The sequence below is a fragment of the Knoellia sp. p5-6-4 genome (assembly GCF_029222705.1).
Taxonomy (GTDB): domain Bacteria; phylum Actinomycetota; class Actinomycetes; order Actinomycetales; family Dermatophilaceae; genus Pedococcus_A.
Genome location: NZ_JARGZF010000002.1, coordinates 1,035,147 through 1,048,299, shown reverse-complemented (window position 1 = coordinate 1,048,299; position 13,153 = coordinate 1,035,147). Strand labels below are relative to the sequence as shown.

Below are 13,153 nucleotides of genomic sequence, written 5' to 3'. Positions count from 1 at the left end.
ACAGTTCGCCCTGAGATGACTGACAACTACCTGCTGTCCGCGGTCGTCGACAGCATCGACGCGCTCGCGCCCGACCTGGTCGAGCTGCGACGCGACCTGCACGCGCATCCCGAGCTCTCCCGCGAGGAGACCCGCACCACGATGGTGGTGAGCCAGCGACTCGCCGCCGCGGGGGTCCGCGTCCGACCGCTGGCCGGCACGGGCCTGCTCGCCGACATCGGTGCCGAGCAGCCGGCATACCGGGTGGCGCTGCGCGCCGACCTCGACGCGCTGCCCGTGCGCGAGCGCACGGACCTGGACTGGGCGTCCACCAACTACGGCGTCTGCCATGCCTGCGGCCACGACGTGCACGTCGCCGCCGTGCTCGGCGCCGGGCTGGCGCTGCGCGAGCAGGAGGAGCTGCTGCGCGAGCGCGGCGTCGCGGCGCGCCTGATCTTCCAGCCCGCCGAGGAGGTCATCCCGGGTGGGGCCATCGACGTGCTGGAGCAGGGTGGCATGGACGGCGTCGACGCCGCGTTCGCCGTGCACTGCGACCCCAGCCTCGACGTCGGGAGGGTCGGCCTGCGCGAGGGGCCGATCACGGCGGCCTCGGACCGGGTGACGGTGCACCTCAGCGGCCGGGGCGGCCACACCTCGCGCCCGCACCTCACCGAGGACCTGACCTTCGCCCTCGCCAAGGTGATCACCGAGGTGCCGGCGGTGCTCTCACGGCGCCTCGACCCGCGCTCCGGGCTGGCCCTGGTGTGGGGCGAGGTGCGCGCCGGCCTCGCCAGCAACGTCATCCCCTCCTCGGGCATCGTCGCGGGCACCCTGCGGATGCTCGACGCCGAGGCGTGGAAGAGCGTGGGGCCGCTGCTGGAGCAGGTGGTCCACGCCGTGGTCAGCCCGTATGCCGTGACGGCCCGCCTCGAGCACGTGCCCGGCGTGCCGCCGGTGGTCAACCACCCCGACGCGATCGACGTGCTGCGCCAGGCGTGCCTCGGCGGGGGGCTCGAGCCCGTGCCCACGCCGCAGTCGCTGGGCGGGGAAGACTTCGCCTGGTACCTCGCCTCCGTGCCGGGTGCCATGGCCCGGCTCGGCACCAGGACGCCCGGGGGACGGACCTACGACCTGCACCAGGGCGACCTCGTCGTCGACGAGGGCTCGGTGGCCGCCGGCGCCAAGCTGCTGGCGGGCGCGGTGGTCGCGGACGTCATCAAGGCGACCGCCTCGGGAAGCCCGACAGTCGCGGATTCGTAACAGTTCGGGACGGTTTCCCGAAGGCGTCCGGGTCTCACGGTGCGGACGGCTATTGTCCTGACGCGGGAGTGCACTCTGCGCCCCCTCCCCAAGTACTAGAACAGGAGACAGCCTTGCGTCACACGATGAAGGTTGCGGCGGTGATGTCGGCGGCGGCGCTGGCACTTGCCGCCTGTGGTGACTCTGGCGAGACCGGCGGTGGCGGCGGCGCCACCACGTCTGCGGCAGGTAAGAGCGACATCAAGGTCGGCATGGCCTACGACGTGGGCGGTCGTGGTGACCAGTCGTTCAACGATGCCGCCGCGGCGGGCCTCGACAAGGCCAAGGCCGAGTTCGGCATCGAGGCCAAGGAGGCCACGGCCGTCGACAAGGAGCCGGAGTCCGCTCGCGAGGAGCGCCTGCAGCAGCTCATCGACGCCGGCTACACCCACGTGGTGGCCGTTGGCTTCGCCTACGCGCCGGCCGTGACCAAGGTCGCCAAGGCCAACCCGGACGTGAAGTTCGCGCTCGTCGACTCCACCGACGCCCAGGGCGACAACATCAGCAACCTGACCTTCGCCGAGCACGAGGGCTCCTTCCTCGTCGGTGCGGCTGCCGCCCTGAAGTCCAAGGCCAACCACGTCGGCTTCGTCGGCGGTGTCAACACCGACCTCATCAAGAAGTTCGAGGCGGGCTACATCACCGGCGCCAAGGCGGTCAACAAGGACATCAAGGTCGACGTGACCTACCTGACCCAGCCGCCGGACTTCTCCGGCTTCGCCGACCCGGCCAAGGGCAAGACCGCTTCCGAGGGCATGTACCAGAGCGGCGCCGACGTCGTCTACCACGCCGCGGGTGGCTCCGGTGGTGGCGTCTTCACCGCCGCCAAGGCTGCGAACGCGATGGCCATCGGTGTCGACTCCGACCAGGCGCTCACCGCTTCGGCCGACGTCAAGGACGTGATCATCACCTCGATGATCAAGAAGGTCGACGTCGCGGTCTACGACTTCATCAAGAGCGAGGTCGACGGCCAGTTCAAGGCGGGCGTGCAGGTCTTCGACCTCAAGTCCGGCGGTGTCGACTACTCCACCACCGGTGGCAAGATCGACGACATCAAGTCCAAGCTCGACGACTACAAGCAGCAGATCATCGACGGGAAGATCACCGTTCCCACCAAGCCCTGACACAGGGTGAGAGACACGGCCCGGGCGGCGCGGTAGCGTGCCACCCGGGCCGTGTCGTGCCCCGCTGAACGACCGCCCGCACCGCAGCGGGCCCAGACCAGGAGTGTGCGCCATCACTGCCTCCGCACCGCAAGCCCCCCCGGCGGCCGGAACGGACCTTGCCGTCGAGCTCGAGGGAATCACCAAGCGGTTCCCCGGCGTCGTCGCCAACAAGGACATCACCTTCTCCGTGCGCCGCGGCACGGTCCACGCGATCGTGGGGGAGAACGGCGCCGGCAAGTCGACCCTGATGAAGATCCTCTACGGCGTCCAGCGACCGGACGAGGGGACCATCAAGGTGGGCGGGCAGGTCGTGAACCTGCACTCGCCCTCGGATGCCATCAAGGCCGGCATCGGCATGGTGTTCCAGCACTTCATGCTCGCCGACAACCTCACGGTGCTCGAGAACGTCGTGCTCGGCGCCGAGAAGCTGCACGGCATCGGCGACGAGGCGCGGGCGGAGATCCGGCGGATCTCCGACGACTACGGCCTCGACATCGACCCCGACGAGCTGGTCGAGAACCTCGGTGTCGGCCACCGCCAGCGGGTCGAGATCCTCAAGGTGCTCTACCGCGGTGCCAAGACCCTCATCCTCGACGAGCCCACGGCCGTGCTGGTGCCCCAGGAGGTCGACGAGCTCTTCGACAACCTGCGCGAGCTCAAGAAGGAGGGCCTGACGGTCCTCTTCATCTCGCACAAGCTGGACGAGGTGCTCAGCGTCGCCGACCGCATCACCGTGATCCGGCGCGGCACGACCATCGACACCGTCGACCCCCAGAGCGTCGACGCCCGCCAGCTGGCCGAGCTCATGGTCGGCTCCGAGCTCCCCTCGCCCAGCACGGAGGAGTCGACGGTCACCGACCGCGTCGTCCTGCGGGTCGAGGACCTCGTGCTGCAGGGCCTCACCGGCCGCCCGGTGCTCGACGGCATCTCCTTCACCATCCACGCGGGTGAGGTCCTCGGCATCGCCGGCGTCGAGGGCAACGGCCAGGCCGAGCTCGTCGAGGTCATCATGGGGATGCGCGAGCCCACCTCAGGCCTGGTCTTCCTCGGCGACACCGACATCTCCTCGTGGAACACCCGCGAGATCCGCGAGGCGGGCGTCGGGTACATCCCCGAGGACCGCCAGCGCCACGCGCTCCTCCTCCAGGCGCCCCTCTGGGAAAACCGCATGCTCGGCCACCAGACCGAGGACCCCAACGTCCGCGGCCAGCTGATCAACGCGGCCGGGGCCAAAGCCGACACCGAGCGCATCGTCAAGGAGTACGACGTGCGCACGCCGTCGATCACCGTGACCGCCGGCTCGCTCTCGGGCGGAAACCAGCAGAAGCTGATCGTCGGCCGCGAGATGAGCCACAAGCCGAAGGTGCTCGTTGCCGCCCACCCCACCCGCGGCGTCGACGTGGGCGCCCAGGCCGTCATCTGGGACCTCATGCGCGAGGCTCGCCGCGAGGGCCTTGCCGTGCTCCTGATCTCGGCCGACCTCGAGGAGCTCATCGGCCTCTCCGACACCATCCGGGTGATCCTGCGTGGCCGGCTGTCGGGCGAGTTCGACCCCGACCAGGTCACGTCCGAGGACCTCGGCGCAGCCATGACCGGCGCCGGCGAACGGACGGCGGGCGAGGGCACGGCGCCGTCGACCGCTGACCCGGCCACCCGGCATACCGGCAGCGACGACGAGGGAGTGACCCGATGACCGCGCTGAACCCACGGCGGATCGTGCTCACCCTCGCCGGGCCGGTCCTTGCGCTCCTCGTGGCCTTCGTGGTCACCTCGCTCGTGCTCGTCGCGGTCGGCGACCCGGTGGGCGACGTGTGGAGCACGCTGCTCGCCAAGCCGCTGCCGCGCCAGATGGTCAACATCGTCAACGCGGCGAGCGTCTTCTACCTCTCGGCCATCGCGGTCGCCATCGGCTTCCGGATGAACCTGTTCAACATCGGTGTGGATGGCCAGTACCGCGTGGCGGTGTTCGCCGCCGCGGTCTTCGCCGGCCAGGCGTGGCTGCCCGGCATCCTCAACGTCATCGTGGCCATCCTCATCGCCATCCTGTGCGGCGGTCTGTGGGCCGGCATCGCGGCCTGGCTGAAGGTCAAGCGCGGTGTCTCCGAGGTCATCTCGACGATCATGCTCAACGCGATCGCGACCGGTCTGGTGAGCTGGCTGCTCGGCAAGGTCCGCGACACCAGCGGGTCGGGCAGCAACGTCACCAACACCAGGGAGATCCCCGACTCCTCCAAGCTCGAGGGCCTGGCTCTCATCCCGGGCGCGACCAACAAGGTCTACACGCTGATCCTGCTGGCGGCGCTCGTCGGCTTCCTCTACTGGTTCGTGCTCGGCAAGACCCGCTTCGGCTACGACCTGCGCGCGACCGGCATGTCCGAGACCGCCGCCGTCGCCAGCGGCGTGAAGGTGCCGCGCATGGTCATCAGCGCGATGCTGCTCTCGGGTGGAGTGGCCGGCCTGGTCGGCATGCCGCTGCTGTTCGGCCAGGACTTCTCCTACGGCACGACCTTCCAGGCGGGGCTGGGCTTCTCGGGCATCGCTATCGCACTGCTCGGGCGCAACAACCCCATCGGCATCGCGTTCGCCGCACTGCTGTGGGCCTACCTCGAGCAGCAGTCGAACGGCCTGCAGATCAAGGCCGACGTCTCGCCGGAGCTCGTCAACATCATCCAGGGAGTCATCCTGTTCGCCGTCGTCATCGCCTACGAGCTGATCCGCCGGGCTGACATCCGACTCGAGCAGGCTCGGGTCGCCAGGGAGCTGGCAGCCCAGCGAGGCCACGCACCCGTCGAGGAAGGAGCGAAGGCATGAGCGCCGCCGGACTCTCTGTCGGCACCCAGACCGCCCCGGCGGCGCCGCCCACCAAGCGGCGGCACCTGAGCCCGGCCCGGATCGCGCTCTACGCCGCGGCCGTGGTGCTGGTCGTCTCGATCCTGCGCGTCGTCACCGGCGCCAACGACATCGCCTCCTCGGGTGCGATCGCGGCGGCCATCGGTCTCGCCGTGCCGATCGGCCTCGCCGGTCTCGGTGGCCTCTGGTCCGAGCGGGCCGGCGTGGTCAACATCGGCCTCGAGGGCATGATGATCCTCGGCACCTGGGGCGCGGCCTTCTGCGCCGTCGAGTGGGGCGCCTGGGCCGGCATCGTCGGCGGCATCATCGGTGGCATTCTCGGCGGTGTCATCCACGCGGTGGCCACCGTCGTGTTCGGGGTCGACCACATCGTCTCCGGTGTGGCGCTCAACATCATCGGCGCCGGCTTGGCGAAGTACCTCGCAGCGCGGTTCTTCACCGGGATGGAGGGCGGCGGCCCCACGCAGTCTCCGCCGCTGCCGAACCTGCCCACGGTCTCGCTGCCCGGCATCTCCGACGCGCTGGGGGAGATCGAGCAGCAGCACATCTTCTTCATCTCCGACCTGGCCGGCATCATCCGTGGCTTCGTCACCAACGTCTCGGTGCTGACGATCATCGCCGTGCTGCTGTTCGTCGCCACGGCGTGGATCCTGTGGCGCTCGGCGTTCGGCCTGCGGCTGCGCTCCTGTGGCGAGTCGCCCGTGGCCGCCGAGAGCCTCGGCATCAACGTCTACCGGTACAAGTTCCTCGCAGTGCTCATCTCCGGTGGCCTCGCCGGCCTCGGCGGCGGGTTCCTCTCGCTCGTGGCGGCCAACGTCTACCGGGACGGCCAGACCGGTGGCCGCGGGTACATCGGCCTCGCGGCGATGATCTTCGGCAACTGGCGTCCGGGCGGACTGCTGGCCGGTGCCGGGCTGTTCGGCTACACCGACGCCATCCAGCTGCGCGGCGGCGGCACCACCGTCCATGCCCTGCTGCTGCTCCTGGCGGTGCTGCTGCTGGCGATCGGTGTCTGGCAGATCGTCCGCAACAGGCGGATGATCCAAGGAACGCTTGCGATCGTCACCGCCGTGCTGACCGGGGTGTGGTACGCCACGACCGAGACGGTGCCCGGTGAGCTGGTCGGCATGACGCCGTACCTCACCACGCTGCTGGTGCTCGCGTTCGCGTCACAGAGGCTGCGTATGCCGGCCGCGGACGGCCAGATCTACCGCAAGGGCGAGGGCCACTAGTGGCGCAGGCCGAGGTGGACTGGGCAGCGCTCCAGGCAGAGGCGGTGGCCGTCATGGGCAAGGCCTACGCGCCGTACTCGAAGTTCCCGGTGGGCGTGGCCGGCCTCGTCGATGACGGCCGCGTCGTCATCGGCTGCAACGTCGAGAACGCGGCCTACGGCGTGGGGCTGTGCGCGGAGTGCGGCATGGTCTCGCACCTGCACGCGAGCGGCGGCGGCCGGCTGGTCGCCGTCGCCTGCGTCGGCGGTGACGGGGAGGCCCTGATGCCATGCGGGCGCTGCCGCCAGCTGCTGTGGGAGAACGGCGGGCCGCAGTGCCTGCTGCTGACCCCGCAGGGGGTGCTGCCCATGAGCGAGGTGCTGCCGCAGGCCTTCGGGCCGGCCGACCTCGACGCCGCGGCGGCTCGCGGCCAGCACTGACCTCCCCCCACTCCGCAGAGGTTGCTGCCCGCGGGGTATGCAGCAACCCGCCCTGACGGCAGCAACTGCTGCTAGCAGAGGTTGCTGCAGGGGAGTCGTGGGTCAGGAGGCCTTGCGGGAGGGGCGCCAGCGGGCGGGGTCGCCTGAGCGCTCGGCCGCCTCGGCGGCCTTGGCGATGTTGCGCTGCATGCCTCCGAACACGATGCCGTGGAAGGGGTAGACGGCCGCCCAGTAGAGGTGGCCGGCCAGGCCGCGCGGGTGGAACAGCGCACGCTGGCGGAAGACGGTGCGGCCCCGGTCGTCCTCCTCGACGATGAGCTCGAGCCAGGCCAGGCCGGGCAGGCGCATCTCGGCCCGCAGCCGCAGCAGGTGCAGGTCCTCGATCTCCTCGACCCGCCACCAGTCGAGAGCGTCGCCGACCGCGAGGTCCTGGGGGTGGCGCCGTCCCCGCCGCAGGCCAGGGCCCCCGAAGAGCCTGTCCATGATCCCGCGGGCGACCCACCCGAGCCGCCAGGAGTACCAACCGTTGTCGCCGCCGATGCCCTCGATGACCGACCAGAGGGCTTGGGGGCTTGCCTGCACCACCGAGGACCGGTCGTCGGTGTAGAGCGACCCGCCGGACCAGTCGGGGTCGCTGGGCAGGGGGTCGCTCGGCGCCCCGATGGTCGCCGCGGACGACCACCGGGTCGCCACGTCGGAGTCGCGGATCTTGGTCAGGGCCAGCTCGACGGCGCGCTCGAAACCGGCCAGGCCCGCTGGCGGGTCCGGCACGTAGGCCTCGATGTCGTGCTCCTCGCAAACGACGTCGTGGACCAGGGAGTCGACCAGTGGCCGGGCAATGCTGTTCGGCACCGGGGTCACCAGCCCGACCCAGTGGCTCGACAGCGAGGGGCTGAGCAGGGGCGTCGGGATGATGCGGCGCGGCGCGAGGCCGGCCACGGCGGCATACCGCTGCATCATGTCGCGGTAGGTCAGCACGTCCGGGCCGCCGATGTCGAAGGCGCGGTTCACCTCCGGTGGCATCGAGGCCGAGCCGACGAGGTAGTGCAGGACGTCGCGCACCGCGATCGGCTGGATCCGGCTGCCCAGCCACTTCGGCGTGACCATCACCGGCAGCCGCTCGGTGAGGTAGCGCAGCATCTCGAACGACGCCGAACCCGAGCCGAGGATCACCGCGGCCTGGAGCACCGTCGTCGGGACCCCGCTGGCGAGGAGGATGTCGCCGACCTCCTTGCGGGAGGCGAGGTGGTCCGAGAGCCGCTCGCCCTCGGGGTAGAGGCCCCCGAGGTAGACGATCCGGGAGACGGATGCCTTGCGGGCGGCCTCACCGAAGACGCGCGCGGTGTGCCGGTCGCGCGCCGCGAAGTCGCGCCCCGTGCCGAGCGAGTGGATGAGGTAGTAGGCGACGTCGACCCCCTCCATCGCGGCCGCCAGTGACTCCGCGTCGGAGGCGTCGCCCTTGACCACCTCGACGCCGTCGGCCCCGCGCCAGGGCTGGTCGCGCAGCCGCTCAGGGTGGCGCGCAAGGGCGCGCACGGCATACCCGGCCCTGAGCAGCTCGGGAACGAGGCGGCCACCGATGTAGCCGGTGACGCCGGTGACGAGCACGAGCCGTGGCGGGGAGGGCATGCCGTCAAGTCTGCGCCACCCTCCGCCGGTGCGCGCGGCCATCTGGGATGCTGTGCCGGTGAGCGAGTCATTCGATGCAGTCGACGTCATCATCACCAAGCGCGGCCGGGGCGAGCTGTCCGACGGGCAGATCGACTGGGTGATCGACGCCTACACCCGCGGGGTCGTCGCGGACGAGCAGATGGCCTCGCTCGCGATGGCCATCCTGCTCAACGGCATGAACCGCCGCGAGATCGCGCGCTGGACCCGGGCCATGATCGACACCGGCGAGCGGATGGACTTCTCCTCGCTCTCGCGGCCGACGGCCGACAAGCACTCCACCGGCGGCGTCGGTGACAAGATCACCCTGCCACTCGCGCCGCTCGTCGCCGCCTGCGGGGTGGCGGTGCCGCAGCTGTCGGGGCGCGGCCTCGGCCACACCGGGGGCACGCTCGACAAGCTGGAGTCCATCCCCGGCTGGCAGGCCGCGCTGTCGAACGAGGCGATGATGCGCCAGCTCGAGGAGGTGGGTGCGGTCATCTGTGCCGCCGGCGCCGGCCTGGCCCCCGCCGACAAGAAGCTCTACGCCCTGCGGGACGTGACCGGCACGGTGGAGGCGATCCCGCTGATCGCCTCCTCGATCATGAGCAAGAAGATCGCCGAGGGCACCGGCGCGCTGGTGCTCGACGTCAAGGTGGGCAGCGGCGCCTTCATGAAGGACGTCGACAGCGCCCGCGAGCTTGCCCAGACCATGGTGGCGCTCGGCACCGACGCGGGCGTGAAGACCGTGGCGATGCTGACCAACATGCAGACGCCGCTGGGCCTCACCGCGGGCAACGCCCTGGAGGTCCGCGAGTCCGTGGAGGTGCTGGCCGGCGGCGGGCCCGAGGACGTCGTCGAGCTGACCCTGACGCTGGCCCGCGAGATGCTCGCCGCGGCCGGCAGGGGCGACGTCGACCCCGCTGACGCGCTGAAGGACGGTCGGGCGATGGACGTCTGGAAGGCGATGGTCCGCGCCCAGGGCGGTGACCCGGACGCCTCGCTGCCGACGGCGAAGGAGACCCACGAGGTGCTCGTGCCGGCCGACGGGGTGCTCACCCAGCTCGACGCCTACAAGGTGGGCGTGGCCGCGTGGCGGCTCGGCGCCGGTCGGGCCCGCAAGGAGGACCCGGTGCAGGCCGGAGCCGGCGTCGAGATGCACTACAAGCCGGGGGCCAGCGTCCGGTCGGGGGAGCGGCTCATGACCCTGCACACCGACACCCCCGAGAAGTTCGAGCGCGCCCTCGAGGTGCTCGACGGCGCCTTCACGATCGCCCCCGAGGGCTCCCGGCCCGACCTGCTGCCGCTGGTCATCGAGCGGGTCGACTGAGCGTTCGCACCCGCTCCTGCGCGGCCTCGGCCACGAACCCGGACACCCTCTCGACCACGGCGTCCTCCCACAGCACGCGGCGGTGCCCGAGACCCTCGGTGAGGAGGAGCTCTGCGCCGGGCCAGGCCGCTGCCAGCGCCTCGGAACCGGCCGCCGGGGTCTCGACGTCGTGCCGGTCGTGGACCACGAGCAGCGACGGGTGGGCCGGCAGCGCCTCGGCGATCCGCACCATGTCGAAAGTGCCCAGGGGCAGGCCGATCCGACGCTCGGCCCGGTCGGCCATGCGCTGGGCGGCGCGCGGCCCCAGGCCGAGCAGGCTGCTGAACCGGCGCATCATCGGCCCCATCGAGTCCGGCGGGGCGACCAGGACATAGGCGTCGGGCAGGACGCCGAGGTCGCGGGCGTGCAGGACCCCGACGGCTCCGGCCGAGTGGGCGATGACGGCCGTCGGGTGACCGAACCGCGCCACGACCGCGGCCAGCGCCTCGGCGAACTCGATGAGGGTGGTGGAGTGCCGGCCGAGGCGGCCGGGGGCGGAGTCGCCGTGGCTGGGGGCGTCGAAGGCCACCACGCACAGCCCGGCCGCGACCAGCGGCTCGACGTGGGCGGCCAGCTGCTGCCACCAGCCTCCCCAGCCGTGCACGAGGTATGCCGTGGGCGCCCCGGGATTGCCGAAGACCCGCCCGGTGACCGTGCCTGCGCTCCACTCAGTCGAAAACGGCTCGCCACCCTGGGGCGCGCGCTTGTTCCGGCGATGGGGGGACGGCACCGGTGGCCGGCGGAACCAGAGGCGCTCGGCCACCGCGCCCGCTGCGGCGGGGGAGAGGAGGTCGAGCAGCCCCAGGGCGTTGCGCAGGCCGGCGGGCACCGGGATGACTGGCTCCTCAGGACGAGTAGAACGATCGATCGTGCTTTTCTGTGTCGGCATGTCTGCTCCTGGTGGAGGGGGAGGGTGGTCAGGCCCGCAGGGTGTCGAGCAGGTGCTCGAAGGCGGTGTGCGTGCGGGTGGCCCCGTCGGGGTCGCGCATCATGCGGGTGGCGAAGTGGTGGCCGAGCACGATGCCGTAGAGCTCGTGGGCGACCTGTGCCGGGTCGGTGTCCTCGCGGAAGTGCCCCTCGGCGATGCCGGCCCGCACCACCGTCTCGATGCTGTCGAGCAGGTCGCGCTGGGTCCGCACGATCCGGTCGCGCACGGGGCTGTCGGGCTCGTCGTCGAACTCCGTGGTCACGGTGATGAAGATGCACCCGCCCGGTTGCGCGTACTCGGCGTCGCCGTCCCAGCCGAGCCAGCGCTCGAAAACGGCCCGCAGTCGAGGCTCGCCGCGGGGCTCGCGGAGCGCGGGCTGGACGACGAGGCGGGAGAACGCCTTCACGGCGTGGTCCAGCACCGCTTCCTGGAGGGCCTCCTTGGACCGGAAGTGCGCGAAGAGCCCGCTCTTGGACATCTCGAGCGAGTCGGCGAGCGACCCGATGGTGATGCCGCGCAGGCCGACGCGGCTGGCCTGCGCGAGGGCTTCTCGCAGCACCGTCTCGCGGGTCACCTCACCTTTGCGCACCCGGCAATAAAAGCACGACCGTTCGGATAATGGCAAGGGGTTCCATCCTCGACATGCGGGCGGGCTGCGCGAGCCTCGGCGGGCGTGTCGGACCCCGGCTAGGGTTTGCCCATGCCACGTCTGATCAGCTCACCCACCTCCATCCCCGTGCCCGGCGGGAAGATCATCAACGAGCACGTCGGCCGGGTGAACAGCGGCACGGAGGCTGTCTCCGTCGCCCACATGGTCGCGCCGCCCGGGTGGGAGGAGCCCGCGCAGACGCCGGAGTTCGACGAGATCACCCTGGTGCTCAAGGGCGAGGTCGTCGTCGACCACGAGGGCGGGCCCACCACGGTTGCCGCGGGTCAGTCGATCATCACCTCGGCGGGGGAGAAGGTGCGCTACTCCTGCGGCCCGGAGGGCGCCGAGTACGTCGCCGTCTGCCTTCCGGCCTTCTCGCCCGAGACCGTCAACCGTGAGGACGAGGCGTGATCTTCAAGCGACGCGAGGACGGCGACGCGGGCGTGGCCGCCGGAGCCGTGGACCAGGCGGGAGCCGAGGCCGAGCTGAGCCTGGCCGAGAAGATCCACCGCGCGCCCAAGGCGCTGCTGCACGACCACCTCGACGGCGGCCTGCGCCCCCAGACCATCCTCGAGATCGCCGACGAGGTCGGGTATGCCGCGCTGCCGGCGTCCGATGCCGAGTCCCTGGGCGCGTGGTTCCGCGAGAGCGCCGACTCGGGCTCGCTCGTGCGCTACCTCGAGACCTTCGACCACACGCTGGCCGTCATGCAGACCACCGAGGGCCTGCGCCGGGTGGCCCGCGAGTGTGTGCTCGACCTCGCCCAGGACGGCGTCGTCTACGCCGAGAGCCGCTACGCCCCGGAGCAGCACCTCGAGGCCGGCCTGCAGCTCGAGGACGTCGTCGAGGCGGTCAACGCGGGCTTCCGCGAGGGCGAGGGGCTCGCCGCGGAGGCGGGCTCCCCCATCCGGGTCACCGCCCTGCTGACCGCGATGCGGCACGCCGCCAAGAGCACCGAGATCGCCGAGCTCGCGGTCCGCTACCGCGACGAGGGCGTCTCCGGCTTCGACATCGCCGGGGCGGAGGCCGGGTTCCCGCCCACGCGCCACCTCGACGCCTTCGAGTACCTGCGCCGCGAGAACGCCCACTTCACCATCCACGCCGGCGAGGCGTTCGGCCTGCCGAGCATCTGGGAGGCGATCCAGTGGTGCGGCGCCGACCGGCTCGGCCACGGCGTGCGGATCGTCGACGACATCATGGTGCGCGACCGGGCGTTCGGCGACGACGTCGCGGCGGCGATCGCCGCCGAACCCGCCGAGGTGCACCTCGGCCGCCTCGCGGCATACGTGCGTGACATGCGCATCCCGCTGGAGATGTGCCCGAGCAGCAACGTGCAGACCGGCGCCGCGGACTCCATTGCGCTGCACCCGATCTCGCTGCTCAAGCGGCTGCGCTTCCGGGTGACGGTCAACACCGACAACCGGCTCATGAGCGGCACCAGCATGTCGCGCGAGATGGGTCTTTTGGTGGGGGAGGCGGGCTGGACGCTCGAGGACCTGCGCTGGGTGACCATCAACGCGATGAAGTCGGCGTTCATCCCCTTCGACGAGCGGCTGGCCATCATCGAGGAGGTCGTCAAGCCGGCCTACGCGAAGCTCCTCGTCTAACGGCCACC

At 71.2% G+C, this 13,153-nt stretch carries 12 protein-coding genes; 9 read left to right on the top strand and 3 right to left on the bottom strand.

Features of this window, described 5'->3' with window-relative positions:
* Window positions 1-15 precede the first annotated feature (15 nt).
* From P2F65_RS16365 to P2F65_RS16340, 6 genes are all read left to right on the top strand, one after another.
* The gene (locus tag P2F65_RS16365) at window positions 16-1,239 is read left to right on the top strand and encodes an amidohydrolase (protein WP_275810147.1); all 1,224 of its coding nucleotides are present in this window, start codon (window positions 16-18) and stop codon (window positions 1,237-1,239) included.
* Window positions 1,240-1,364: 125 nt separating this feature from the next.
* Entirely contained in the window at window positions 1,365-2,402 is a 1,038-nt protein-coding gene (locus tag P2F65_RS16360; protein WP_275810144.1) for a BMP family ABC transporter substrate-binding protein, read from the top strand.
* A gap of 103 nt (window positions 2,403-2,505) precedes the next feature.
* A complete protein-coding gene (locus P2F65_RS16355; RefSeq protein ID WP_275810141.1) occupies window positions 2,506-4,137 on the top strand; it encodes an ABC transporter ATP-binding protein in 1,632 nt (543 codons plus the stop codon).
* Complete coding sequence (locus P2F65_RS16350; protein ID WP_275810138.1) at window positions 4,134-5,255, top strand: ABC transporter permease; 1,122 nt, start codon at window positions 4,134-4,136, stop codon at window positions 5,253-5,255. The genes P2F65_RS16355 and P2F65_RS16350 overlap by 4 nt, the downstream gene beginning before the upstream one ends.
* Window positions 5,252-6,526 (top strand): ABC transporter permease, encoded by a 1,275-nt coding sequence (locus tag P2F65_RS16345; RefSeq protein WP_275810135.1) that lies wholly within the window; start codon window positions 5,252-5,254, stop codon window positions 6,524-6,526. The genes P2F65_RS16350 and P2F65_RS16345 overlap by 4 nt, the downstream gene beginning before the upstream one ends.
* Window positions 6,526-6,945: a cytidine deaminase gene (locus P2F65_RS16340; RefSeq protein WP_275810132.1), complete on the top strand. Its 420-nt coding sequence runs from the start codon at window positions 6,526-6,528 to the stop codon at window positions 6,943-6,945. The genes P2F65_RS16345 and P2F65_RS16340 overlap by 1 nt, the downstream gene beginning before the upstream one ends.
* A 102-nt stretch (window positions 6,946-7,047) precedes the next feature.
* Here P2F65_RS16340 and P2F65_RS16335 read toward each other — a convergent pair whose 3' ends face one another.
* On the bottom strand, window positions 7,048-8,574 hold the full coding sequence (locus P2F65_RS16335; protein WP_275810130.1) for an SDR family oxidoreductase: 1,527 nt from the start codon (window positions 8,572-8,574) through the stop codon (window positions 7,048-7,050).
* Between the two features lie 58 nt (window positions 8,575-8,632).
* Here P2F65_RS16335 and P2F65_RS16330 point away from each other — a divergent pair, with 58 nt between their 5' ends.
* Window positions 8,633-9,922, top strand: a complete 1,290-nt coding sequence (locus P2F65_RS16330) for a thymidine phosphorylase (protein WP_275810127.1) — start codon at window positions 8,633-8,635, stop codon at window positions 9,920-9,922.
* On the opposite strand, the gene P2F65_RS16325 is transcribed toward P2F65_RS16330, so the two are convergent.
* Entirely contained in the window at window positions 9,903-10,850 is a 948-nt protein-coding gene (locus tag P2F65_RS16325) for an alpha/beta fold hydrolase (protein ID WP_275810123.1), read from the bottom strand. The two genes, P2F65_RS16330 and P2F65_RS16325, sit on opposite strands and share 20 nt — an antisense overlap.
* A gap of 28 nt (window positions 10,851-10,878) precedes the next feature.
* Complete coding sequence (locus P2F65_RS16320; RefSeq protein ID WP_275810120.1) at window positions 10,879-11,478, bottom strand: TetR/AcrR family transcriptional regulator; 600 nt, start codon at window positions 11,476-11,478, stop codon at window positions 10,879-10,881.
* A gap of 111 nt (window positions 11,479-11,589) precedes the next feature.
* On the opposite strand from P2F65_RS16320, the gene P2F65_RS16315 reads away from it, so the two are divergent.
* On the top strand, window positions 11,590-11,949 hold the full coding sequence (locus P2F65_RS16315) for a cupin domain-containing protein (RefSeq protein WP_275810117.1): 360 nt from the start codon (window positions 11,590-11,592) through the stop codon (window positions 11,947-11,949).
* 74 nt (window positions 11,950-12,023) lie between these two features.
* On the top strand, window positions 12,024-13,145 hold the full coding sequence (locus P2F65_RS16310) for an adenosine deaminase (RefSeq protein WP_275810699.1): 1,122 nt from the start codon (window positions 12,024-12,026) through the stop codon (window positions 13,143-13,145).
* Window positions 13,146-13,153 lie beyond the last annotated feature (8 nt).

Coding starts and splice junctions, on each gene's coding strand:
- P2F65_RS16335 (WP_275810130.1), bottom strand. CDS start 8,574: ATGCCCTCCCCGCCACGGCTCGTGCTCGTCACCGGCGTCACCGGCTAC.
- P2F65_RS16315 (WP_275810117.1), top strand. CDS start 11,590: ATGCCACGTCTGATCAGCTCACCCACCTCCATCCCCGTGCCCGGCGGG.
- P2F65_RS16365 (WP_275810147.1), top strand. CDS start 16: ATGACTGACAACTACCTGCTGTCCGCGGTCGTCGACAGCATCGACGCG.
- P2F65_RS16325 (WP_275810123.1), bottom strand. CDS start 10,850: ATGCCGACACAGAAAAGCACGATCGATCGTTCTACTCGTCCTGAGGAG.
- P2F65_RS16345 (WP_275810135.1), top strand. CDS start 5,252: ATGAGCGCCGCCGGACTCTCTGTCGGCACCCAGACCGCCCCGGCGGCG.
- P2F65_RS16360 (WP_275810144.1), top strand. CDS start 1,365: ATGAAGGTTGCGGCGGTGATGTCGGCGGCGGCGCTGGCACTTGCCGCC.
- P2F65_RS16350 (WP_275810138.1), top strand. CDS start 4,134: ATGACCGCGCTGAACCCACGGCGGATCGTGCTCACCCTCGCCGGGCCG.